Source organism: Caulobacter sp. GW821-FHT10A06, assembly GCF_059415805.1.
Window position 1 is genome coordinate 148,517 of sequence record NZ_JBWKNY010000005.1, and the last position, 23,163, is coordinate 171,679.

Annotated in this window: 14 protein-coding genes; 7 read left to right on the forward strand and 7 right to left on the reverse strand. The window is 68.2% G+C overall.

The genetic code is table 11. From position 1 onward, the window contains the following. The 3 genes from AC07NF_RS15510 to AC07NF_RS15520 form a co-directional block, all read right to left on the reverse strand. Complete coding sequence (locus AC07NF_RS15510) at positions 1-564, reverse strand: hypothetical protein (protein WP_494629152.1); 564 nt, start codon at positions 562-564, stop codon at positions 1-3. Further along, entirely contained in the window at positions 561-2,888 is a 2,328-nt protein-coding gene (locus tag AC07NF_RS15515; protein ID WP_494629149.1) for a TonB-dependent receptor, read from the reverse strand. The genes AC07NF_RS15510 and AC07NF_RS15515 overlap by 4 nt, the downstream gene beginning before the upstream one ends. Positions 2,889-2,981: 93 nt before the next feature. Continuing rightward, positions 2,982-4,133, reverse strand: a complete 1,152-nt coding sequence (locus tag AC07NF_RS15520) for an acetyltransferase domain-containing protein (RefSeq protein WP_494629145.1) — start codon at positions 4,131-4,133, stop codon at positions 2,982-2,984. 49 nt (positions 4,134-4,182) lie between these two features. On the opposite strand from AC07NF_RS15520, the gene AC07NF_RS15525 reads away from it, so the two are divergent. Both AC07NF_RS15525 and AC07NF_RS15530 read left to right on the forward strand, forming a co-directional pair. After that, the gene (locus AC07NF_RS15525) at positions 4,183-6,234 is read left to right on the forward strand and encodes a TonB-dependent siderophore receptor (RefSeq protein ID WP_494629143.1); all 2,052 of its coding nucleotides are present in this window, start codon (positions 4,183-4,185) and stop codon (positions 6,232-6,234) included. A gap of 85 nt (positions 6,235-6,319) precedes the next feature. Further along, positions 6,320-8,032 (forward strand): glycoside hydrolase family 43 protein, encoded by a 1,713-nt coding sequence (locus AC07NF_RS15530; protein WP_494629139.1) that lies wholly within the window; start codon positions 6,320-6,322, stop codon positions 8,030-8,032. On the opposite strand, the gene AC07NF_RS15535 is transcribed toward AC07NF_RS15530, so the two are convergent. Genes AC07NF_RS15535 through AC07NF_RS15545 form a run of 3 tightly spaced genes read right to left on the reverse strand, consistent with a single transcriptional unit; the run spans position 8,029 to position 11,172 of the window. Next, on the reverse strand, positions 8,029-9,480 hold the full coding sequence (locus AC07NF_RS15535; RefSeq protein ID WP_494629135.1) for an N-acyl-D-amino-acid deacylase family protein: 1,452 nt from the start codon (positions 9,478-9,480) through the stop codon (positions 8,029-8,031). The two genes, AC07NF_RS15530 and AC07NF_RS15535, sit on opposite strands and share 4 nt — an antisense overlap. Positions 9,481-9,488: 8 nt before the next feature. Beyond that, positions 9,489-10,772, reverse strand: a complete 1,284-nt coding sequence (locus tag AC07NF_RS15540) for an alanine racemase (protein ID WP_494629132.1) — start codon at positions 10,770-10,772, stop codon at positions 9,489-9,491. Positions 10,773-10,782: 10 nt separating this feature from the next. After that, positions 10,783-11,172, reverse strand: coding sequence for a RidA family protein (locus tag AC07NF_RS15545; RefSeq protein WP_295107190.1), 390 nt, complete (start codon positions 11,170-11,172; stop codon positions 10,783-10,785). A gap of 211 nt (positions 11,173-11,383) precedes the next feature. On the opposite strand from AC07NF_RS15545, the gene AC07NF_RS15550 reads away from it, so the two are divergent. Further along, positions 11,384-12,337: a MurR/RpiR family transcriptional regulator gene (locus AC07NF_RS15550; RefSeq protein ID WP_494629129.1), complete on the forward strand. Its 954-nt coding sequence runs from the start codon at positions 11,384-11,386 to the stop codon at positions 12,335-12,337. A 105-nt stretch (positions 12,338-12,442) separates the two neighbouring features. Here the strand turns inward: AC07NF_RS15550 and AC07NF_RS15555 are convergent, their stop codons facing one another. Further along, complete coding sequence (locus AC07NF_RS15555) at positions 12,443-14,737, reverse strand: beta-N-acetylhexosaminidase (protein WP_494629127.1); 2,295 nt, start codon at positions 14,735-14,737, stop codon at positions 12,443-12,445. 553 nt (positions 14,738-15,290) lie between these two features. Here AC07NF_RS15555 and AC07NF_RS15560 point away from each other — a divergent pair. The 4 genes from AC07NF_RS15560 (at position 15,291) to AC07NF_RS15575 (ending at position 23,043) form a co-directional block, all read left to right on the forward strand. Continuing rightward, positions 15,291-18,218, forward strand: coding sequence for a TonB-dependent receptor domain-containing protein (locus tag AC07NF_RS15560; RefSeq protein WP_494629124.1), 2,928 nt, complete (start codon positions 15,291-15,293; stop codon positions 18,216-18,218). Positions 18,219-18,429: 211 nt separating this feature from the next. Next, positions 18,430-19,758, forward strand: a complete 1,329-nt coding sequence (locus AC07NF_RS15565; RefSeq protein WP_494629121.1) for a GntP family permease — start codon at positions 18,430-18,432, stop codon at positions 19,756-19,758. A gap of 91 nt (positions 19,759-19,849) precedes the next feature. Beyond that, positions 19,850-21,616, forward strand: coding sequence for a response regulator (locus tag AC07NF_RS15570; RefSeq protein ID WP_494629119.1), 1,767 nt, complete (start codon positions 19,850-19,852; stop codon positions 21,614-21,616). A gap of 80 nt (positions 21,617-21,696) precedes the next feature. Beyond that, positions 21,697-23,043 (forward strand): glycoside hydrolase family 53 protein, encoded by a 1,347-nt coding sequence (locus AC07NF_RS15575; RefSeq protein WP_494629117.1) that lies wholly within the window; start codon positions 21,697-21,699, stop codon positions 23,041-23,043. Positions 23,044-23,163 lie beyond the last annotated feature (120 nt).

Here is a 23,163-nt window from a genome sequence, read left to right on the forward strand (position 1 = left end):
TCAGAGCGCTCCCTTCAGGAAGGCCGCGCCCAGGGTGGCGACGGCGACGCCGGCCAACACCGCGAAGGCGCGCAGGATCTTGTCGTCCGACAGGGTCCAGGCCATGCCGCCGGCCCACAGGAACGGCACCATCAGCCCACCGATGACCATGCGGCTCTGGATCTGGCCGGGCGCGCAGATGGCGACGGCCAGGCCGCAGCCCAGGGCGGCGATACCGGCTAGCGGACCCGCGAGAAAACCGCGCAGCCAGCCGCGCCAGACGACACGGCGCCGGTCGGACGGCTCGGGCGCCAGCTCACGCTGGGCCTTCTTCTTGGCGTTGCGCCGCTCGACACCGGCGGCGACCAGGATAAGGGCCACGGTCGAGCCGATCGACAGCATGACGAACGGCCCGCGCGCCGGACCCATCAGCGGGACCGAGGCGGCGATCGCCACGGCCAGCAGGCCCCAGCCGCCGAGGATGAACCGAGGCCGGTTCGGGCCGGGTTCGTCCCAGGCCTTCTTCAGCAGAAACGCCCCCGCCAACGGCAGGGGCGCGAGGGCCAGACTCCAGAGCGCGCTCACCAGCGGGTCTCCAGGGTCACGCCCAGGATGCGCGGCTCGCTGAGCAGGGCGATGTTGGCGTCGTCGCGATTGTACTGGCTGTAGGTGGCGTTCAGCAGGTTCTTGGCGAAGACATAGGCGCCCCAGTGCTCGCGCTCGTAGCCGAAGCGGCTGTTGAACACGAGGCGGGTCTTGACCAGCGCTTCCTGGGCCTGGCTGACATCGGCCTGCGAGAACGAATTGCTGCGGTAGTTGCCGTCCAGGTGGGCGATCAGGCCGTTGTTCCAGCGGTAGTCGGCCCCGGCCGCCAGCGTCCAGTGCGGGGCGTAGGGGAACTCCGAACCCGACAGGTTGGTGGTGGCCGTGCCCGCGGTGACCGTGAAGTCGTCGAACTTGGTCTTGGTGTGGCCCGCCGAGGCGTACCAGGACAGCTGCGGCGTGACGCGCTGGTTCACCTCGACCTCGAAGCCGTACAGGTGCGACTTGCCGGCGTTCTTGACCTCGTAGTCATAGGCGTTGAGGCCCATGTTGACGGTCACCTGCTGGTCCTTCCAGTCGGTGTAGAACGCGTTGGCGTTGACCGTCAGGGTCCCGTCCAGCCAGGCGGTGCGCAGCGAGGCCTCGTAGTTCCAGGTGTATTCCGGATCATAGGCCGCCACGGTCGAGCGCGCCGCGTTGACCGTCGAGCCGCCCGAGCGGTAGCCGCGCTGGGCGACCAGGCTGGTGTTGATGTCCGGCGTCCACTCGTACTTCACGCCGACCTTTGGCAGGAAAGCGTTGAACTTGCGCGTGCCGGTGGGCGCGGACGAGTTGGCCTGGGCGACCATGCCGGCCACGAAGGCGTTCACCTGGACCACATAGGGCGCGTAAGGACCGAAGGCCGCAGGCGTCGGATAGGTCCCCGCGAAGCGCGCCGTCTGCACGGTGCTGCTGGTGTTCTCTTCGTGGTCGTAGCGGAAGCCGCCCAGCACCGAGAGCTTGTCGGTCAGGGCGAAGCTGGCGTCGGCGAAGATGGCGCTGGTGTCGATCACCGAGGGCTGGTCGCCGCTGTAGTCGACCGGCACCACCGGCAGGGCGGCGATGTAGAGGTTGGCGAAGGCGTTGGCCTGGGCCGCGGCGCCGGCCTGCTGGGCGGGCGTCGGTGAGGGGGTGCCGGCCAGCAGGGTCGAGGTCAGCACATTGACCAGGGTGGCGCGTGGGAACGGCACGTTGGTCAGGCTGACCGAATAGTCGCGGGCGTCGCGTCGCGCTTGATAAAGGCCGACCAGGCCCTTCAGCCGCTCGCCCTCATAGTTCAGGCGCAGTTCCAGCGAGGTGGTGTCGTTGCGCTGGCTGCGGGTGCCGTACGAGCTGCGGACCGGCAGGAAGTCGAAGTCGGTGGTGGCGTCGCTGGCGACGGCGTTGAACGAGGCGATGGCGTTCAGGGTCAGCTTGTCGCTGAACGCATAGGCGGCGTCGAACGTCAGAATGTCGGACTTGGTCTTGGTGCGGCTGGGATCGCCCGAGGTGTCGATGCGGTGCTTGTAGTAGTCGGGGCGATCGGTGCGCGCGTAGGTGAACAGGTACGCGCCGTCGCGATCGTTGTGGGCGTAGGTCAGCATCGCCCGCAGGCCGGGCAGGGCGCTGGGCGTGAACAGCAGCTTGCCGCGCACATACAGGTTGTCGACCGCGTCCATGTCCTGCTTCAGGACCGGATTGTAGATGAAGCCGTCGCTCTTCTTCTTCTCGACGGCCAGGCGGACGGCCAGCTGGTCCTCGACGATCGGACCGCTGACGGCCAGCGCCACGCTGCGCTCGTCGCCGCTGGCGTAGCCGACGCGGGCGCGGCCCTGGAAGGTTTGGGTCGGGTTAGCCGAGGTGATGATCACCGCGCCGGCCAGCGAGTTGCGGCCTTGCAGGGTCGACTGCGGGCCGCGCAGGACTTCCACCTGGCCGATGTCCCACAGGTCCAGCGGGCCGCCGTAGCTGGCTTCGACCGGCAGGGCCGCGCCGTCGACATAGATGGTGGCCAGGCCGCCGGTGCCGCCGCCCGAGACGTTGCTGTTGCTGACGCCCCGGATCGTGAAGCCGGTCTTGCCGTAGGTTTCGCTCATGTTCGCCGTGCCGGCGACCACATCGTAGAAGTTCCGGATGTTCTCGCGTTCGATCTTGGCGGCGGTGGTCACCGCGACGCTGGTGACGGTCTGCTGCAGCCCCCGGTTGGTCTTTTCGCCGGTGACGATCACGGCCTCGACGGCCGTAGCCTGATCGTCGACGGGCGGGGCGGGAGCGGTCTCGGCCGCGTGGGCCCCTTGCGCCATAGCCAGAACGCCCAGCGCGCTCGCCGCCAACCACATCCGCTTCATCGTCAAACACCCCCACGAAAAAAGTCGTTGGGCGCTTACTTGGTGTTGATGATGAGAGTCAATCTCATTCGCATTCTCAAGAAGGCGATCTTCCTACAAATAGCGCATCCACGGCCAGGGGCTGGCGCGCTTGACCGGGCCGAACCAGCGGCAGGCCAGCCAGCAGGGGATCGCCGCCAGCGCCGCCAGCAGCCAGATCGCGCCGACGCCAGGCAGGGCCCAGGTCTCGCCCTGGTTCGGGCCGAACGCCGTCCGCGCCAGCAGTTGCAGCAGGTGCAGGCCGTAAAGGTGGATCAGGTAGAAGAACAACGGCGCGCCGCCCAGCACCGCCAGGGCGCCAACCAGGCGGGCGGGAGCCTTTTCCAGCCCCGCCAGCAGCAGGGCGCCGACACCCAGGGTCAGCAGCAGGAAGTCGGCCGAGGGCGGGTACTTGGTGAAGTTCAGCCAGCTCATAATGGTCTGGACAGGGTTCGCGCCGACGCTCCAGGGCAGGGGCTCGCCGTAGAGGTTCACGGTGCGTAGCACGACCAGCAGGAGCAACATGGCGAGGCCGCTCAGCACCAGTCGATTACGGCGCTCGCGCCAAGTGCGGACGAACCACGGGCCGATGGCGTAACCCAACGCAGCGACTCCAATCCAGGGCAGCAGCGGATAGGACGTTCGGGCCCTCGCGCCCCAGGGTAGCTCGATGAAACCGCGATCGTGCAGTACCGCCCATAGGGCGTGGCCAGGCTGGCCCGGCGCGATGGTGATCGGATCCAGCAGATTGTGGCCCAGCACGATGACCAGGCCCACGGCGATCAGCCAGAGGCGGGGCAGGCGAACCAGCGCCGCCAGGGCGATCATCGACAGGCCGATGGCCCAGATGACCTGCAGGTAGATGATCTTGGGCGTCAGCGAGAAGGTCCAGGCGAAGCTGACCAGGGTCAGCTCGAGGAACACCAGGAACAGGCCGCGCTTGAACAGGAAGCTTGAGGCGGCCGCCGCACTGCCTTGCTTCTGGCCGTAGAGCCACGCGCCCAGGCCGGTCAGGGCCAGGAACACCGGCGCGCACAGGTGGGCGGCCAGGCGGGTGAAGAACAGGGCCGGTTGGGTGGCCTCGACGTCCATCGGGTCGGAGACCTGGGCATGGATGAAGAAGAACTCCCGCACGTGGTCGACCATCATCAGCAGCATGACCAAGCCGCGCAGGGCGTCGATCGACTGGATCCGGGCGGCGGAGACGGGGGCGGTTGACAGCGTCATGACCAATTGCGTAGCTGTTATGAAATAACATTACAACGGAGTTGTTCCCTTGCCCCTGTCGTGGAGCTGCGCGAGCGCGTGCCTACTGGCCCTGGCCGCCCCTGATGCTGGAGAACCTCCGGAAGCCCATGCGGTGGGCGAGATCGTCATCCTGGGCCGTCGCGGCGCGCCGCGTGACCTGACCTTGGGCGCAGGCGAGGTGACCCAAGCCATGTCGCCCTCCAGCCGCTCGGTCGAGCGCGACCTGCTGGACGCCGTAGGCGCGGGCCGCCTGGCCGACGCCCTGGAGCTGACCAGCGGAGTGAGCCAGCAGAACAACCGCGGCGGCTTCCTGGACAACTTCGCGATCCGGGGCTTCCTTGGCACGCCGGACGGCGGGGCCGAGTACTATGTCGACGGCTTTCTCGCCAACCGAGGCCTGGCCCCGCCGCGCGACCCGGCCACGGCCGAGCGGATCGAGATCCTGAAAGGCCCGGCTGGCGCGCTGTTCGGCGACATCGACCCGGCCGGCCGCGTCAATATCGTCTCCAAGACCCCGCAGTTCGCGCGGGCGGCTACCGTCGCGGCGTCGGTCGGCTCGTTCGGCCTGCGCCGGGGCGAGGTCGATGTGACCGGGCCGCTGAGCGACACCTTCGCGGGCCGCCTCGTGCTTGCTGACGAACGCAGCGACGGCTGGCGCGACCATGTCGACCTGCATCGCCGGGCGGTCGCGCCGTCCCTGACCTGGAAGCCCAGCGACGCCCTGCGGATCACCTATGTTGGCGAGTTCACCACCTTCGACGCGCCGTTCGACCGGGGCGTGCCAGCCGTGAACGGCGATGCCCTGGCCCTGCCGCGCTCGCGCTTCTACGGCGAGCCGGGTGATGGTGTGACGCGCTTCCGCAACGAGCGCCAGCAGCTGACGGCCGAGGGCCGCCTGTCGACCGACTGGACCTGGACCGCCGGCGCGGCCTGGCGCGAAGGCTCCATGCACGGCTTCTCCAGCGACCAGTCGCGGCTGGTCGGGCGCACCCTGTGGCGGCAGCGGCGCGAGCGCGACTACACGGTCGAGGACCTGTCGGGCCGCCTGGAGCTGAACGGCCGCGTCGGTGCGCATCGCCTGGGCTTTGGCCTCAAGGGCTACACGATGGACTACCGGGAAAAGTTGCTGCGCCGGAACCCCAGCGCGACGGCGCCCTACGGCATCGACATCGACAACCCCGTCTTTGGCGGCCAGGCCCTGTCGCTGCTGCCGTTCACCGACAACCGCGAGACCCGCAAGGTCGCCACCCTCTACGCTCAGGACCTGTGGGAGGTCACCGACCGCCTCAGCCTGCTGGCCGGACTGCGCGCCGACACCTATCGCCAGAAGATCCGCAACAACCGCACCGGCGCGGTCGGCGAGACCAAGGACCAGCCGGTCGACTACCGCCTGGCCGCTCGCTATCGCCTCAGCGACGCCTGGACCGCCCACGCCAGCTATGGCCGCTCGTTCCTGCTGAACTCGGGCACCGGCCGCAACGGCCAGGGCTTCGCGCCCGAGGCCGGCAAGGGTTGGGAGCTGGGCGTGTCGGGCGCCTGGCCGGGCGTAGACGTCGCCGTCACCGCCTTCGACATCGACAAGCGCAACATCCTGGCCAACGACCCGGTCGACGCCAGCTTCCTGGCCCCGGTCGGCAAGCTGACCAGCAAGGGCGTCGAGCTGGACGGCGCGTTCGAGGTCACCTCGACCTGGAAGGTGGTGGTCAACTACGCCTGGACCCGCGCGCGGGCCGACGACACCGCCTTCGCCACGCCGGATGTGCTGGACGTGCCCGAGCACCAGGGCGGGGCCTTCGCGGTCGGACGGTTCGACACCGGCCATGGCACAACCTGGTCGCTGACGGCCGGCGCGGCCTACGTCGGCGACCGCGCCGGGGCGCTGGACGGCAGCGGCCTGCGGCTGCCGTCGTACTGGAAGGCCAAGGCAGCTATCGACTATGGGCTGACGGAGAAGATCGATGTCCGGCTCGAGGTCGACAACCTATTCGATGAGCACTACGCCCAGAGCAGCTACAGCCCGGTCTGGATCTTCCCCGGCGCGCCGCGCACCGTGCGGGCGACGGTGCGAGCGCGTCTCTAGAGCGTCTTGGGACCGGTGTCATAAGCCTTGACCTGACGCCGCCCGACCGCCAAGCCAGGGTCTTCACAGTGGCGGAGACCCTGGCATGAGGAAGCGTTCGATCCTGTTGGCTCTGGGCCTGCTGGCGTCCTCGCCAGCGCTGGCGCAGACGCCGTCGAAGGCCTGGGTATCCGACCAGGGCGACGGGACCTATCGCAACCCGGTGCTGGCCGGCGACTACTCCGACCCTGACGTCGTGCGGGTAGGGCAGTTCTATTACCTGACCGCCTCGTCGTTCACGAACACGCCCGGCCTGCCGGTGCTGCGCTCGACCGACCTGGTCAACTGGACCCTGATCGGCCACGCTCTGACCGACATCCCGCCGGTGGCTCACCACATGGCTCCGCGTCGCGGCGGCGGGGTGTGGGCGCCGGCCATCCGCCATCACGGCGGCAAGTTCATGATCTACTATCCCGATCCGGACTTCGGGGTGTTCCTGGTCACGGCCAAGGATCCGGCTGGGCCGTGGTCCAAGCCGGTGCTGGTCGACGACGCCAAGGGCATGATCGATCCGGCGCCCTTCTGGGACGACGACGGCCAGGGCTGGCTGGTCCACGGCTGGGCCCGCAGCCGCGCGGGCTTCGCCAACATCATCAGCCTGCGCCGCCTGAACGCTGCCGGCGACAAGACCGTGGGCGAGCGGATCAAGATCATCGAGCCTGACACCATGCCCGTCGTGGCGACCTCGCGCGGGCCGTTCCCGTGGACCACCACCGAGGGCCCCAAGCTCTACAAGCGCGACGGCTGGTATTACGTTTTCGCGCCCAGCGGCAGCGTGAAGAGCGGCTGGCAGGGCGTGTTCCGCGCCCGCAAGCTGACCGGTCCCTGGGAGGGCCGCAACGTGCTCGACCAGGGCAAGACCGAGGTGAACGGCCCGCACCAGGGCGCGTGGGTCACCACCCCGACCGGCGAGGACTGGTTCCTGCACTTCCAGGACTATGACAGCTACGGCCGCCGCGCGTGGCTGGAGCCGATGGTGTGGAAGTACGGCTGGCCGGTGATCGGCGCCGATGCGGACGGCGACGGCATCGGCGAGCCGGTGCTGACCCACAAGAAACCCAAGAGCGCGACGGTCTCGGCCATCACGGCGCCGGTCGACAGCGACACGTTCGATGGCAAGCTATCCCTGGCCTGGCAGTGGAACTCCAACTCACAGAGTGACTGGGCCGACCTGAAGGCCGCGCCGGGCAAGCTGCGCCTGAAGTCGATCTCGGGCTCGGAGAACCTGTGGGAAGCCGGGGCCCTCTTGACCCAGAAGCTGCCGGCCGAGCGCTTCACCGCCACCACCAAGCTGTCCCTCGCCCCGCGCGCCGTGGGCGAGCAGGCGGGCCTGCTGATGTTCGGCGCCGACTACGCCTGGATCGGCTTGCGCAACGGCAAGGACGGGCTGTCGCTGGTCCGCGTCGACCGCCTGGGCGCCGACGCCCAGAAGGCCGAGCGGGCAACCACCGTGCTGGAGAAGGCGCCGGACACCGTATGGCTGCGTCTCTCCGCTGAACCGACGACCGTGGTCGAGCCGCCGCCGAACGTGACGCCGTACTGGCCGTCGGCGCTGCGCTCGATCCAGGCCAAGGTGAGCTTCAGCTACAGCCTGGATGGCGTGACCTTCCGGCCCATCGGCGCGCCGTTCGTCAGCAAGCCCGGCCGCTGGGTCGGGGCGCAGGTGGGGCTGTTCGCCCAGGCGCCGACCGGCACGCCGGCCGCCAGCTCGACCCGCATCGGCTGGGCCGATGCCGATGAGTTCGTGGTTGGCCCTTAAGCCGCGCGGCGCAGGAAGCGGCCAGCGCGCTGCGGCGTTGGGCCGCCGTCGGACCAGGCCAGTACGCCGTTGACGAAGACGTGGGCAATGCCGCGCGCCGCCTGGGTCGGGGCCTCGTAGGTGGCCAGGTCCAAGATGGTCGCCGCGTCGAACACCGTGACGTCGGCCTTCATGCCCACGGCGATACGGCCGCGGTCCTTCAGGCGGAAGGTCTCGGCGGCCAGGCCGGTCATCTTGCGGACGGCGGCTTCCAGGCTCATCAGGCCCAGGTCGCGGGCATAGTGGCCCAGCACACGGGGGAAGGCTCCCCACAGGCGCGGATGGGGCAGGGTGTCGTGCGGCAGGCCGTCCGAACCGACCATGCAGCAGGCGTGGCTGAGGATGGCGCGCATGTCGCTCTCGGCCATCTGGAAGTAGCTGGCGCCGCCCGGTTGCAGCCGCTCGGCCGCCTCGGGCTGGCTCAGGCCCCATTCCTCGGCGATCGACTTCAAGGTGCGGCCGCCCATTTCGGGATGCGGCTCGGACCAGTTGATCAGGATCTCGACCTCGCCGTCGGCCAGGTCCGGACGGATGATCGTCGAGCCGGCCGTGTAGGGGTAGCAGTCCAGATAGACCGGCTGCTTCTGGCGGGTCTGGTCGATCAGGCCCAGGGTCTCGGCCGCGCGGCCCCAGTTGCGCACGCCGGCGCACTTGTGGTGCGACAGGATCAGCGGGGCGGGGCCTTTCTCGGCGACCTCGAACGCCTCGCGCAGGGCCTCGATGATGCCTTCGCGTTCGTCGCGGATGTGGGCGGTGTAGACGCCGCCGGCCTTGGCCACCGTGTGGGCCAGACCTTGCAGTTCCTCGACATCGGCCGCCTGGGCGGGGGCGTAGAACACGCCGGAGCTGAGGCCCAGGGCGCCCTCGTCCAGGGCGTCCTGCAGCAGGGCGTCCATGCGCGCGCGCTGATCGGCGTCGGCGGGACGCTCCAGGTCGTCCATCGCCACCACGCGCAGGGCCGAGTGGCCGACCAAGGCGGCGACATTGACGCGCGGCACGGCCGCTTCCACCGCCCGGCGGTAGTCGGCGAAGGTGTCGTACGCGAAATCCTCGCGCGCGCCCAAGAGGTTGAAGGGTTCGGCGACGGCGTCCTCGAAACGCAGCAGCGGCGCGGAGATCCCGCAGTTGCCGGCCACCACCGTGGTGACGCCCTGGCTGATCTTGGGCGTCATGTCCGGTTGGGTGATGCAGATCAGGTCGTCGTGCGTGTGCACGTCGATGAAGCCGGGGGCGACGACCAGGCCGGTGACGTCGACGACCTCGCGCGCCTCGATCGCCAGGTCCGGGCCGATGGCGACGATGGTGTCGTCCTTGATCGCCACGTCGGCCGCGAAGGCCTCGCCGCCGCCGCCGTCGATGACCAGGCCGTTCTTGAGGAGGATGTCGGCGGTGATGCTGTCTGTGACCATGATACGCGTCAGAAGAACGTCTTGAGGCCGCCCAGGACGGCGTAGTCGTCGTCGACCTCCAGCAGCAGCGACCACTTGTCGAAGGTCGTGCACGGGTGGGAGATCTCGAAGCCCAGCAGGTCGCCGACCTTGAGGTCCGCGTCGGGCGGGACGGACAGGAAGCCGTGCTGGTCGGCCAGCTTCTCGACGGTGACGTCGGGGGCGGGCTGGGGCGCGGCGTGCAGGCCCTCGCGGAACCACTTGCGGGCCATGGGCAGGTGGATGTCGAACGACACGTCGCGCTTGCCCATCATGACCATGGCCAGGTTCGGCTGCGGGCGCGAGATGACTCGGGTCCAGACCTCCAGCGCGGGCTTCAGGCGCGGCGGCTCGCCGATGACGCTGCGATCGTCCATACGAGCCAGCAGTTCACGATAGAAGCCACTGTCGTGGGTGACGTAGCAGCCGCTGCGCAGCACCGGCACGGCGCCGGGCGTGTCGCCGGCCAGGGCGCGGGCCACGAGGTCGTAATAGGCCGAACCGCCGGCGGTCAGGATGACCTCGTCCGGATTGGCGAACAGTCCCTCGGCGCGGAGCGCTTCGTAGAAGCCCAAGACCCCGCCCAGATAGGCATCGACCTCGGTGGCGTCCTGCTTGGCGTGGTCGGTGAAGATCAGGCCCTCATAGCCTTCAACGCCGTGTAGCTCGACGCGGGGCAGGTCGCGGACCAGGCGGGCCAGGGCCAGGCCCTCGTCCAGGGTGCGCACGCCGCAGCGACCGTCCGGCATGCCCAGCTCAATCAGCAGGCGGGCCGGCGGGGCGTCGGGGAAGCGGGCGAAGACCTCCGAGATCGCCGTCGCGCCGTCGGGGCTGTCGATCAGCACATAACAGGGGCGGTCGGGCGCGGCAGCGGTCAGGCGCGCCAGGCCCTCGATCTCGGCCCGGCCGACCAGCTGGTTAGCCAGGATGATGCGCGGCGCGCCCAGGTCGTGACACAGCTTCAGCTGGATCATGGTCGCGACCGTCAGCCCCCAGGCGCCGCCGTCCAGCTGACGCCGCAGGAGCTGCGGGCACATGGTGGTCTTGGCGTGGGGGGCGAGCTTGGCGCCGGCCTTGTCGACATAGGCCTGCATGACCGCGAGGTTGTTCTCCAGCGCCGAACGCTTGAGCACCGCCGCTGGGACCGGCACGTCGCCGGCCAGCAGGTTGAGGCCGGCGTGGGCCAGGTCGCCCACGGTCTTGATCGCGCCGTCCAGGGGGATCGCTTTCGTCCCCGGCGCCAGTTCCAATCTCTCGATATCGCCCAGCCCCACGCGGTGACCCCTAGGCTTGAGGCTTCAGGGCGACGACCTCGATCTCGACCTTGGCGTCGATCATCAGCGGCGACTGCACGCAGGCGCGGGCCGGGAAGGCGCCGTCGAAATAGCTGGCATAGACGCGGTTGAAGGCGTGGAAGTCGCGGGCGTCGTCCAGCCAGATGTTGGCCTTCACGACGTCCTTCAGGGTGCAGCCGGCCTTTTCCAGGATGGCGACGACGTTCTGGATGGTCTTGTGGGTCTGCGGGACGATGCCGCCTTCGACCACGACGCCGTTCTCGTCCATGGCCACCTGGCCGGACACGAAGACGAACCCGTTGGCGATCGTCGCCTGGCAGAAGGGCAGGGTCTGCCCGCCGGTCCCGGTGGCCGTGGCCCCGATGCGTTCGATCGACAAGAGAACCTCCCAAAAGCTTGCGAAACACGCGCTGTTGCGATCGCAAGAGCCACTATGGATGTAGTGGTGTCAACGAAAATGTAGTGAAACTTTCATTCAAGCTATCATTCAGCCGTCAAATACGATTGCCGGCCGACATCGGCGCCACTATCTATTGCGGCGCAACGGGAAACTGTCCGAAGATGCATTGCGGGGTTAAGGGGAAGACGGGATGAGCAGCCAGCCTGCGACGCAGACCGACGGCAGCGACATCCTTCCGCGACTCGAGTCGATGATGGAGGCGATGACGCGCTCCGATCTCAAGATCGCCAAGCTGATCCTGAAGTCGCCCAACGAGTTCGTCCGTTCCAGCGTCCGCTCGGTCGCCACCGATCTGGGCCTCTCCGAACCGACCGTCCTGCGCTTCTGCCGCACCGTCGGCTGCGAGGGTTTCAAGGACCTGAAGTTTCGGCTGATCCAGGAACTGGCCCTGGCCCAGGCCATGACCGACCAGCGCGAGCGGGCGACGCGTCCGGCCCCCGCGCCGCGCCGTCCCGACCCCGCCGCCCGCAACCTGGCGGCTGGCGACGAGGCCGTGGGTGACCGCGTCTTCGACACCATCATCGAGGCCCTGAACCGCACCCGCGACAGCCTGGTCGAGAAGGACCTGGACGCCGCCGCCGCCGCCATCGCGCGGGCCGGGCGGGTGGTGATCTACGGCATCGGCGGCAGTTCGGCGGCCCTGGCCACCGAGATCCACAACCGCCTGTTCCGCCTGGACGTGCCGGCCATGGTGTTCACCGACGGCTACGCCCAGCGCATGTCGGCGGCGATACTGTCCGAGGGCGACGTGGCGGTGTTCCTGTCCTCCACCGGCCGCCCGCGCGAGCTGCAGGAGAGCATGGAGCTGGCCAAGTACTACAAGGCCGTCTGCATCGCGATCACCGACGGCGAGTCGCCTTTGGGGCGCGACGCCGACATCTGCCTACATGTGGGTTTGGCCGCTTCGGGGGTTGAGGAGTTCCAGCCCAACCCGATGCGGTTCGCGCAGCTGTTCGTGATCGACCGGCTGGCCTATGCGGTGGCGGTGGCCCTGGGCGACCGCGCGCACCAGATGCTGCGCCGGGCGCGGGGGAGTGTGGCGTGGCTGCATGGCATCGCGCCGCAGCAGCCGATCGGGGACTGAGGGCCCGAAACCTCGTCCTTCGACAAGCTCAGGATGAGGTTTCTATTTCAACGGCCCTGCCAGTAGCCCTCATCCTGAGCCTGTCGAAGGACGAGGGCGGACCCGCTAGCGGTTGGGCTCGAGCGTCACCGCATCCAGCGCCCACAGCATGTCCCGGCTGGGCCGGTTGAACGTAAGGCAAACGTCCTTCACGTCCGCCGTCGCTGGGATCTTCGTGGTGATCTCCGACAGCCCAGCCTTGCCAGCCGCCGCCGCGTCGATCGGCAGGATGGCCAGGGTTTCGCCCTCGCACGTCGGGCCACCAGTCTCGCGTTTCCGAACCACCAGCTCGCCGTAAGGGCTGGTCGTTGGCTTGTTGAAGTCGACGATGCGCCGGCCGCCGGCCAGCTGGAAGTTGAACGGCGTCTGGCCGATCCGCGCCGTCAGGGTCGCGCCCTTGGCGAGGTCCGCGCCTTCCCAGACCCAGCAGGGGCGGTAGTTGCCGGTCATGAACACCGGGCGTTGGCCCTCGCGCGGGAAGTCGGCCTCCATGCGCAGTGGCACGGTTTCGCCGCAGAACTTCAGATGACTGCTGACGCGGGCGTTCAGCGCGTGCGTCGAGACGTCGATGTCACGCACGCCGCCCAGCGGCTGGCCGTTCAGGAAGGTGCGGGCCTTCAGCTTCTCGCCGTCCTCCAGGGTCAGCGGCGCGGCATAGAGTGGCGAGGCGGCCGTCGGGGCCTTGCCGTCCGTGGCATAGCGGATCTCGCCGATGCCCAGGGCCGAGGCCAGGCTGACGCTCAGGCGGTTGCCGGCCGGGGCCAGGGTCGCTTCGGGCTCGAACGGCACGCCGTCATGGGCGACGCCCAGCTTATCCAGTTGGCCCAGCGTCACCGGCAGGCCATGGCTATAGCGGCTCCAGTCGCGGCGCGCCGGCTGGGTCCAGCCCAGTTCGGCCACGGCGGTCAGGCGCGGGAAGACCATGGTCTCGACCCGCTTGGCGGTACGCTGGTGCTCGGTGAAGGTGTTGGCCTGCACGCCGATCACGTGGCGCGCCTGCTCCGGCGTCATGCCTTCGGCCAGCTCGTTGAAGGTGTAGAGGCCCTTCAGCGTCGACAGCTCGCTGCGGCCGGGCGGCTCGTTGGCCGACAGGCTCTGGCGGCTGTCCATGTAGAACTGCGGATGCGCCGTCAGGATGGTGTCGTGGCCGTGGCGGGCGGCCTCGGCGGCGCGGTCGACGCCGCGCCAGGCCATGATGATCGAGCTCTGCTGGGCGCCGCCCTCGAGGATCTCGTCCCAGCCGACGATCCGCCGGCCCTTGGCCGCCAGGTGGGCGGCGATGCGGTTGATGAACCAGCTCTGCAGCTTGTCCTCGTTCTCCAGGCCCAGCTCTTTGATCTTGGCCTGAACCTTGGGACTGGCCTGCCACTGGTTCTTGATCGCCTCGTCGCCGCCGATGTGCAGGTAGGGGGCGGGGAAGATGTCGACCACCTCGTCCAGCACCGTCTCCAGGAAGGCGAAGGTGGTGTCATCCACGTTGTAAAGATTGGGGAACACGCCCCAGTCCGACATGCCTGACTCCGGGATCTTTCCCGTGACGCCCAGCTCCGGATAGGCGGTGATCGCCGCGGTGGCGTGGCCGGGCAGCTCGATCTCGGGCACGACCATGATGTTGCGCGCGGCGGCATAGGCGACGATCTCGCGGGCTTCGGCTTGCGTGTAGAAGCCGCCATAGGGCTCGTATTTCGCGGGTGCGGGGCGATAGGCGTCCGCGCCCTTGGGCGTGCGCCAAGCGCCGACGCTGGTCAGTTTCGGATAGGCCTTGATCTCCAGCCGCCAGCCCTGGTCGTCGTTCAGGTGCCAGTGCAGGACGTTCAGCTTGTAGGCGGCCATGGCGTCGATCAGGCGCTTGATCTCGGCGATGCTCTGCATGTGGCGGGCGCTGTCCAGCATGAAGCCGCGCCAGGCATAGCGCGGCGCGTCCTGGATGCTGGCGGCGGGCAGGGCGGGGCCGTTGGTCGCCAGCTGCCAGACGGTGACCGCGCCGTAGAACAGGCCCTTGCGGTCGCCGGCGGCGATGGTGACGCTGGCGGGGGTGATCTCCAGATCGTAGGCCTCGCCGGTGCGCTGTCCGCGTTTGAAGGCGATCGCGTCGGCCGGGACCGCGCCGCCTTCGACGATCTTCAGGGCGGGCTTGCTGGCGCGAACCAGCATGTCGCGCAGCTGTTGCGCCACGGCCTTGGCCTCGGCGTCGCCGGCGGGGACGTAGATCGGGGTCTTGGCGGTGAGCTTGAACACGCCTGACTGGGGCGCATAGGCGGCGGGCCAGGGCACGAGGGCTGGCGTCGTGGCCGCCAGGGCGGGCGAGGTCAGGCAGGAGGCGGCGGCCAGGGCCAGCATCAGGGGGCGAAAAGCCGTCATGTCGAGGTCCTCCCGGCCTTCGCCGCGATCATCTTTGATATTGTGACTACATCGCGCTTCCGTTCAGGTCGAGAGGGGCGCTGGACATTAGACGTTGGCGTAACGGAAGCTGTCGCTTGGGTAGAATTGCTGAAAATCATTGAAAACACGAAGCATCCGGTTGTGGGACCGGTAGCATGGCGCGCGGGCGCGGATTGGTCCTTCATGGCCGGCGCCGCGTTCTTGGGCATCGTGCTGTCTCTTTGAAAAGCAAAGGGAATTCGCCGAATGACGATGTAAAAGTGAGCAATGATGTTATGAGTGCTACATAAATGAATGTTTTGTGATTGACGTTATCTGAGCGCCATGCCTATCCTCGTCTCGTTCTGATCAAGGCCCCTGGCCCAGGAAAATGAGAGCGTATCGAAAGTACGTTTCGAGTCCTGACCGGTCTCCTGAAGTCGAAAAAGAACCAGCGCATCCGTGCTGATAATAAAAAGAAGTAATGCGACGCAGTCAGCGCTCCAGCAGAGGGCGCCAGGAGAGTGGTCTTCTCAGCACGGGGGTAGGGATTTTGTTCAAGTTCAATCGCGGCTTTTATGCCGGCACCGCGTCGGCGCTGGCGCTGTTGTCCTGGGGGGCGACGGCCAACGCGGCGCAACAAGCTGATACGGCGGCCGCCGACGACACGACCATCACGGAAGTCGTCGTCACCGGCACGCGCCTCAATTCGCGTGGCTTCAACCAGCCGACGCCGACCACCACGGTGACGTCGGAGGATCTGGACAAGGCCGCTCAGCCCAACGTCTTCCAGGCCATCACCCAGATGCCGGCCCTGCAAGGCAGCACCGGCCGCTCGGTCGGCGCCAACGGCACCAGCTCGGGCCAGCAGGGCCTGTCCTCGCTCAGCCTGCGCGGCCTGGGCGCGACCCGCACCCTGACCCTGCTGGACGGCCAGCGCGTCACGCCGGCCAACGTCAACGGCGTCACCGACGTCAGCCAGTTCCCGCAGCTGCTGATCAAGCAGGTCGACGTGGTGACCGGCGGCGCCTCGGCCTCGTACGGCTCGGACGCCATCGGCGGCGTGGTCAACTTCGTCACCGACAAGACCTTCGAGGGCTTCAAGGCCCGCTTCGAAGGCGGCGAGAGCAAGTATCACGACAACGACACGGTCGTGGCCCAGCTGGCCGTCGGCAAGGCGTTCCTGAACGACCGCCTGCACGTGACCGCCAGCGGCGAGTTCAGCCGTGAAGCCGGCGTCCTGGCCGGCGGCTTCGGCACCAAGCAGGCCGGTGGCCGCGACTGGTTCACGACGCCCGCCATCCAAGTGCGCCCGCTGGCCTCGACCACCGACGGCCTGCCGCAGTACCGGGTGATCAACAACGCCCAGCAGATCCAGTACGCCCAGTACGGCCTGATCACCAACGGCCCGCTGCAAGGCATCGCCTTCGGCCCTGGCGGTCAGCCCCGTCAGTTCCAGTACGGCTCGAACGGCGTCGCCACCGGCACCGGGGCGGTGACCAACTGCTTCAGCCCGTTCTGCGTGGGCGGTGACCTGTCCGGCGGTATCGGCGCCTCGCCGACCCTGGCCGCGCGCATCAAGCGCAAGGTCGCCTACACCCGCGTCGGCTATCAGCTGAACGACAATCTCGAAGTCTATCTGACCGCCAACTTCGCCCAGGTCTTCTCGCTCAACCAGCCGAACATCGGCGCCGAGCGGACCGGCCTGACGATCCAGTGCGAGAACCCGTTCGTGCCGGCCGCCATCAAGGCCGCCTGCGTCACCAACGGCATCACCAACTTCCAGTTCGGCACCAGCAACGGCGGCTTCGGGCCGATCGACGTCAACATCAAGCGTGAACAGAAGCGCTTCGTGCTGGGCTTCACCGGTTCGCAGAACCTGTTCGGCACCGACTGGAAGTACGACGCCTACTACGCCTACGGCATGAACCGCGTCCGCCTGGACGTGGACAACATCTCGGTCACGCCGCGCTACAACGCCGCGATCGACGCCATCGCCGGCCCAAACGGCACGGTGATCTGCCGCGACCCGATCGCCCGCGCCAATGGCTGCGTGCCGCTGAACGTCATCGGCCAGGTGGCCCTGGATCCGGCCGCGCTGAACTACGTCATGCCCAAGAACGGCCCGCGTCAGCGCTCCAAGCTGATCGAGTCCGTGGCCAGCTTCAACGTCAGCGGCGAGCCCTTCTCGCTGCCGGCCGGCCCGGTGGCCATCGCCGCCGGTGTCGAGTGGCGTGAGCAGGACTACAAGACCCTCGGCGACCCCTATGGCGACGGCATCTGGGCCGAGAACCCCTATACCGACGACTATCCGGCTGACCCGCTGATCCGCACCGTCGGCAACAACTGGTACGCCGGCAACTACCACAGCGGCGCGGGCTACTATCACGTGACCGAAGGCTACGTCGAAGCCAACGTCCCGCTGTTCAAGTCGGACGCGCTGGGCGAAGGCAACATCAACGGCGCGGTCCGTCAGACCAAGTATTCGACGGCCGGCAACGTCACGACCTGGAAGATCGGCGGCGTCTGGAAGACCCCGTTCGAGGGCCTGCGCTTCCGCGCCGTGACCTCGCGCGACATCCGCGCCCCGAACCTGGGCGAGATCGCCGCCCCGCCGGTGGTGACCAACGCCACCGTCCTCTATCGCGGCACCGCCGTGAACGTGCTGCAGGAGATCGTCGGCAACCGCAACCTGCGGCCCGAAATCGCCCGCAACACCGAGGTCGGCGTGGTCCTGACCGAGCCGAAGTTCCTGCCGGGCTTCAGCTTCTCGGCCGACTATTTCGAGATCAAGGTCGATGGCGCGATCAGCTCGCTGGCCGCCCAGGACCTGGTCGACCTGTGCGTCGCCGGGAACCAGGAGATCTGCGGTGCGATGCTGCTGACCAGCACGGTCCCGAACACCAACTTCGTCCGGGTCCAGGCCTTCAACGTCGCCACCCTGCGCAACAAGGGCTTCGACCTGGAAGCCGTGTACCGCAAGAACCTGGAAGACTGGGGCCTGAAGGGCAGCCTCTCGCTGCGCGCCCTGGCCACGCACATGATCGAGTTCAAGACCAATTCGGGCGTCCTGGGCACGATCACGGTGGACAGCGCCGGCGTGAACAGCGGCAACACTCCGGACTGGAAGGCGACGTTCAGCCAGACCTGGTCGACCGACAAGCTCAGCCTGTCGATCTACGAGCGCTGGTTCAGCGACGGCGTCTACAACAACGAGTGGATCCAGTGCACCAGCGGCTGCCCGGTCTCGACCGTGGCCTACCGCACCATCGACAAGAACAAGATGAAGGGCGCGACCTACGTCGACATCGGCGGGTCCTATGAAGTGACGAACAACGCGACGGCCTACTTCAAGGTCGACAACCTGTTCGACAAGGATCCGGCCGGCTCGCCGACGACCAATGTCAGCCCCGGTGTGAACCCGTTCCTCTACGACGTCATCGGCCGGATGTACCGCGCCGGCGTGCGCCTGAGGTTCTAGCCCCCTGGGGCGCGTCGCCGGTCGGCGCGCTCCATCGCCCGCCGCTCTTCCACCTCCCCGGTGGAGCGGCGGGCAGAGCCCCTCCGACGGTCCTCCCCGCCGCGAGGGTTCCTGATTCCCCGGTATTGCGATCGGACCTCGCGAGACCGGGGAATCGCTCTTTTCTAGTCAGAACGCGGAACGTCTCCGCAGCTGAGGGCGAGGCTTCCTGATGGTGTTCGCGGTCGTCGCGCTGATCGCGCTGCTGGTCGTCCTGATCGGCTGGGGCAAGGTCCCGCCGTTCGTCGCCTTCCTGCTGACCGCCCTGGTCGCGGCCCTGTGCTTCGGCATGCCGCTGGATCACGTCGCCAAGTCGATGGAAAAGGGCGTCGGCGACATGCTGGGCAGCCTGACCGCCATCATCTGCCTGGGCGCCATGTTCGGCCGCGCCATCGCCGACAGCGGGGCGGCCCAGAGCATCGCCCGCACCCTGATCGGCGCCGTGGGCCTGCGCTTCATCCTGCTGGCCATGGCCCTGACCGGCCTGATCGTCGGCATTCCGCTGTTCTACAGCGTCGGCTTCGTGGTCATGGTCCCGCTGATCCTGACCATCGCCAAGCGCGCTGACCTGCCGCCGGTTTATGTGGGCCTGCCGTTGCTGTGCGGCTTGTCGGTGGCTCACGGTTTCCTGCCGCCGCATCCCTCGCCGGTGGCGCTGATCAGCCTGTTCGGGGCCGACACCGGCCTGACCCTGGGCTACGGCCTGATCGTCAGCATCGCGGCCCTGGCCGCCGGCGGGCCGTTGCTAGCCCTGACCCTCAAGCGCCTCAACGCCATCCCGCAGGCGCAGGCCGGGGCCGAGACCTCGTTCGCCATGGCCGAGACCGAGGACGCCAAGACGCCCGGCGCCTTCAACAGCTTCACGACCGCGCTGCTGCCGGTGCTGCTGATCGCCGTGACCACGGTGCTGCTGGTGACGATGCCGGCGACCTCGGCCGGCAAGCCGCTGGTCGGCTTCCTGGGCCAGTCGGTGGTCGTGCTGACCCTGTCGCTGATCTACGCCACCTTCAGCCTGGGCGTGCTGCGCGGGCAGGCTTTCACCGGCCAGATGGGCCGCTACGCCGACGCCCTGAAGGACGTCGCCGGCATCCTGCTGATCCTGGCCGGAGCGGGGGCGCTGAAGCAGGTGTTTGTCGACGCCGGGATCAGCGACCAACTGGGCGCCTGGCTGACGGCGCTGCCGCTGCATCCGCTGGTGCTGGGCTGGCTGATCGCCATGGTCATTCGCGTGGCCCTGGGCTCGGCCACCATCGCCGGCCTGACCGCCGCCGGCCTGCTGCAGCCGGTCATCGCCGCCAGCCATGTCGACCCCAACCTGATGGTGCTGGCGGTCGGGGCGGGCAGCCTGATGTTCTCGCACGTCAACGACCCGGGATTTTGGCTGTTCAAGGAGTATTTCGGCCTGGACCTGAAGGGCACGTTCCTGTCGTGGACGGTGATGGAAAGCCTGGTCGGCGTGGTCGGCCTGCTGTGCGTGCTGGGCCTGAGCCTGGTCGTCTAGCCACTCGCGTTTGGGGCGATCCTTGCGGCGCGAATCGTAGCCCTATGGGAACGCGACTTCCCTGACGGAAGAGGGCTCGGGCAGGACCCTGATGTTGAAGCGGCCGACCGATGTGACCCAGCTGGACGGGCTGGTGCGCTACTCGCGTAGCGTCGCGCTGTCACGCCTGGCCCTGGTCGCCGTTTTCGTCCTGCTGCTGATGAGTTTCGCGCCCTGGGATATCTCCGCCCTGGGCGTGGTGGAGTTCGGCCTCTACTTCGGCCTGTTCATGGCCACCGAGGTCGCCCTGCGTGATCCGGACCCGGTGAAGGCCCACAAGCGGCTGGCCTTGCAGTCCGACATCCTGATGCTGCTGCTGGTCAGCAACGCCTGCTGGATGGCGGTGCGGATCCGGCTGTGGGAGGGCTCCCAATACCAGGTCGAGGCGGCGCTGCTGGCGATCTGCGTGCTGCTGTTCGCGGCCCTGCGGGTGCACCTGACGCGGGTCAGCTATCTGATCGGGGTGATCCCGCCGTCCCTGACCCTGGTGTGGATCGCGATCGACTGGAGCCACCCCTTCCAGCTGGATCACTACACCCTGGCCGTGATGCTGTTCGTGGCGGCGGTGCTGCTGGTGACCGCGCGCCAGCAGGCGACGGACCAGGCCCTGACTCGCACCGCCCGCGACCTGACCCGCAACAATGTCGCCATGACCCAGGCCATGCACGAGGCCAAGGCCGCCAACCGCGCCAAGAGCGAGCTCTTGGCTGTGGCCAGCCACGAAATCCGCACGCCGCTGAACGCCATCCTGGGCTTTGCCCGCTCGCTGCGGGGCGAGTCCCTGACGCCGCGCCAGGCCGAGCTGGCCGCCGGCGTGGTCGAGGGCGGCGAGCAGCTGAACCGTCTGCTGGACGGCATCCTCGATCTGGCCCGCGCCGACCCGCTGCGCGCCAAGCTGGACATCGTGCCGGTCGACCTGCGGACCCTGGCGCGCTCCGTGGTCCGGGTCTGGAGCAGCCACGCCCGCGCGATCGGCGTGTCGCTGACCCTGGAGGACGCCGACCCGACCCTGTCGTTCCTGGTGGTGGCCGATCTGGTTCGGGTCGAGCAGACCCTGGTCAATCTGGTCTCCAACGCTCTGGGCGCGGTCTCGGCCGGTGGCAAGGTCACCCTGCGCCTGGCCGGCGTGGTGCAGGGCGGCGACCTGCGGGTGCTGGTCGAGGTCGCCGACACGGGGCCGCCGATCCCCGCCGACGAGCGATTGAAGGTGTTCGAGGCCTGGGACCAGACCGAGCGTGGCCGGCTGCAAGGCGGCACCGGCATGGGCCTGAAGATCAGCGCCCAGAACCTGGCCCTGATGGGCGGCGAGATCGCCGTCGACCCGCCGGCCGCGACCCTGGGCGGGCAGGGCGGGGCGGTGTTCTGGTTCGCGTTCGCCGCGCCGATCCATCGCCTGGTCTCCGCGCCGCCGGTGCGCGAGAAGGGCCAGCCTGGCGAGATCCGCGTCCTGGCGGCCGAGGACAACGCCGCCAACCGTCGGGTGCTAGCGCTGGCGCTGGAGAGCGCGCCAGTGTCGCTGACCTTCGCCGAGGACGGGGCCCTGGCCCTGGACCTGTGGCGGACCGGGGCCTTCGACCTGATCCTGATGGACGTCAACATGCCGGTGCTGGGCGGGCGCGACGCCGTGCGCGAGATCCGCCGCGCCGAGCCGGCCGGGACGCGCATCCCGATCTGGATGCTGACCGCCAACGTCTTCCCCGAGGACGTGGCCCGGTATCGCGAGGATGGGGCCGACGGGGTGTTGCGCAAGCCGCTGGACGTCGCCGCGCTCTACGCCCTGCTGGCCGAGGTGGCCCAGGCGCGCTTCGCCGAGACCTGAACGACGGCTTGCATCAATTGTACGATAAATGATAGTCGCTCCGCAGCGGCGCGCCTCGATGCGCCCGCGACGGAGGAAACATGTCGAACGCCCGTACTTCGCTGATCGCGCTTTCGCTGGCAGCCCTGATGGCCGCGCCGGCGCACGCAGCGCCCCAGACCTATCTGGGCGTCGACATCTCCTACGCCAACGAGATGGAGGACTGCGGGGCCGTCTATCGGGCGGGCGGCAAGACGGTCGAGCCCTACGCCTTCTTCAAGTCGGCCGGCGCCAACGTGGCGCGGATCCGCATCTGGAACGACCCCGACTGGACGCCGTACTCGAACCTGAAGGACGTCAAGCGCAGCATCGCCAAGGCTCGCAAGGCCGGGCTGCAGGTGCTGCTGGACTTCCACTATTCCGACGACTGGGCCGACGGCGACAAGCAGATCGCGCCCAAGGCCTGGGCCAAGCTGTCGACGCCGGACCAGGCCAAGGCGCTGTACGCCTTCACCCACAACACCCTCGCCGAGCTGGATCGCGAGGGGCTGATGCCCGACCTCGTCCAGGTGGGCAACGAGACTAATGGCGAGATCGTCTCCAGCCTCGCCAAGGCGAAAGAGCCGATCAATTGGGAGCGCAACGCCCTGCTGTTCAACGCCGGCATCAAGGCCGTGCGGGACGCTGGGGCGGCCGCGAAGATCAAGCCGCGGATTATGCTGCACATCGCCCAGCCCGAAAACGTCGAGCCGTGGTTCGCGGCGGCGGCCAAGGCCGGCGTCACCGACTTCGACCTGATCGGCATCAGCTACTACAGCAAGTGGTCTAAGCGCTCGATGGCGCAGCTGGGCGAGACGATCAACCGCTTGCGACACCTGTATTCGGCCGACGTGCTGGTGGTCGAGACGGCCTATCCGTTCACCAATGACGGCGCCGACGCCTCGCCCAACCTCTTGGGCGCCGACTCCCTGATCGCCGGCTATCCGGCCACGACGGCAGGCCAGAAGAAGTACCTCACAGACCTGACCCAGCTGGTCTACGCCAATGGCGGGGTCGGGGTCGTCTACTGGGAGCCGGCGTGGCTTTCGACGAAGTGCAAGACCCGCTGGGGCACGGGCTCCAACTGGGAGAACGCGGCGCTGTTCGACTTCAAGGGCCAGGCGCTGGAAGGCGTCCAGTGGCTGACCGCGCCCTACGTCATGCCGGTGGACGTGACCTTCCGCGTCACCGCCAAGGGCGAGGCCGCGCGGTTCATCGACGGCGACTTCCTGGGCGGCGTCGGTCCGCGTCCCATGACCTTGGAGAACGGCGCCTGGACCTATCGCACGCGCCTGATGCCCGGAGCCTCGGTGACCGCCGCCACGGCGACTGACGCGGCCACCGTCGGCGACGCGCCGGCCAAGAGCGCGACCGTGGGCAAGGGCGCCAGCGTCATTCCGTTGGAGTGACTTGCCTTGTGCGATTGATATGATAAATGAGGTTTGTGACGCTCGCGGGAGCGTCTGACGCTGAGGACGCGTCGCAGCCCAAGGCAGCCGCGCCATAAAAACGAAGCGCGGCGCTGTTTC

Coding starts and splice junctions, on each gene's coding strand:
- AC07NF_RS15515 (WP_494629149.1), bottom strand. CDS start 2,888: ATGAAGCGGATGTGGTTGGCGGCGAGCGCGCTGGGCGTTCTGGCTATG.
- AC07NF_RS15520 (WP_494629145.1), bottom strand. CDS start 4,133: ATGACGCTGTCAACCGCCCCCGTCTCCGCCGCCCGGATCCAGTCGATC.
- AC07NF_RS15530 (WP_494629139.1), top strand. CDS start 6,320: ATGAGGAAGCGTTCGATCCTGTTGGCTCTGGGCCTGCTGGCGTCCTCG.
- AC07NF_RS15535 (WP_494629135.1), bottom strand. CDS start 9,480: ATGGTCACAGACAGCATCACCGCCGACATCCTCCTCAAGAACGGCCTG.
- AC07NF_RS15550 (WP_494629129.1), top strand. CDS start 11,384: ATGAGCAGCCAGCCTGCGACGCAGACCGACGGCAGCGACATCCTTCCG.
- AC07NF_RS15555 (WP_494629127.1), bottom strand. CDS start 14,737: ATGACGGCTTTTCGCCCCCTGATGCTGGCCCTGGCCGCCGCCTCCTGC.
- AC07NF_RS15565 (WP_494629121.1), top strand. CDS start 18,430: ATGGTGTTCGCGGTCGTCGCGCTGATCGCGCTGCTGGTCGTCCTGATC.
- AC07NF_RS15570 (WP_494629119.1), top strand. CDS start 19,850: ATGTTGAAGCGGCCGACCGATGTGACCCAGCTGGACGGGCTGGTGCGC.
- AC07NF_RS15575 (WP_494629117.1), top strand. CDS start 21,697: ATGTCGAACGCCCGTACTTCGCTGATCGCGCTTTCGCTGGCAGCCCTG.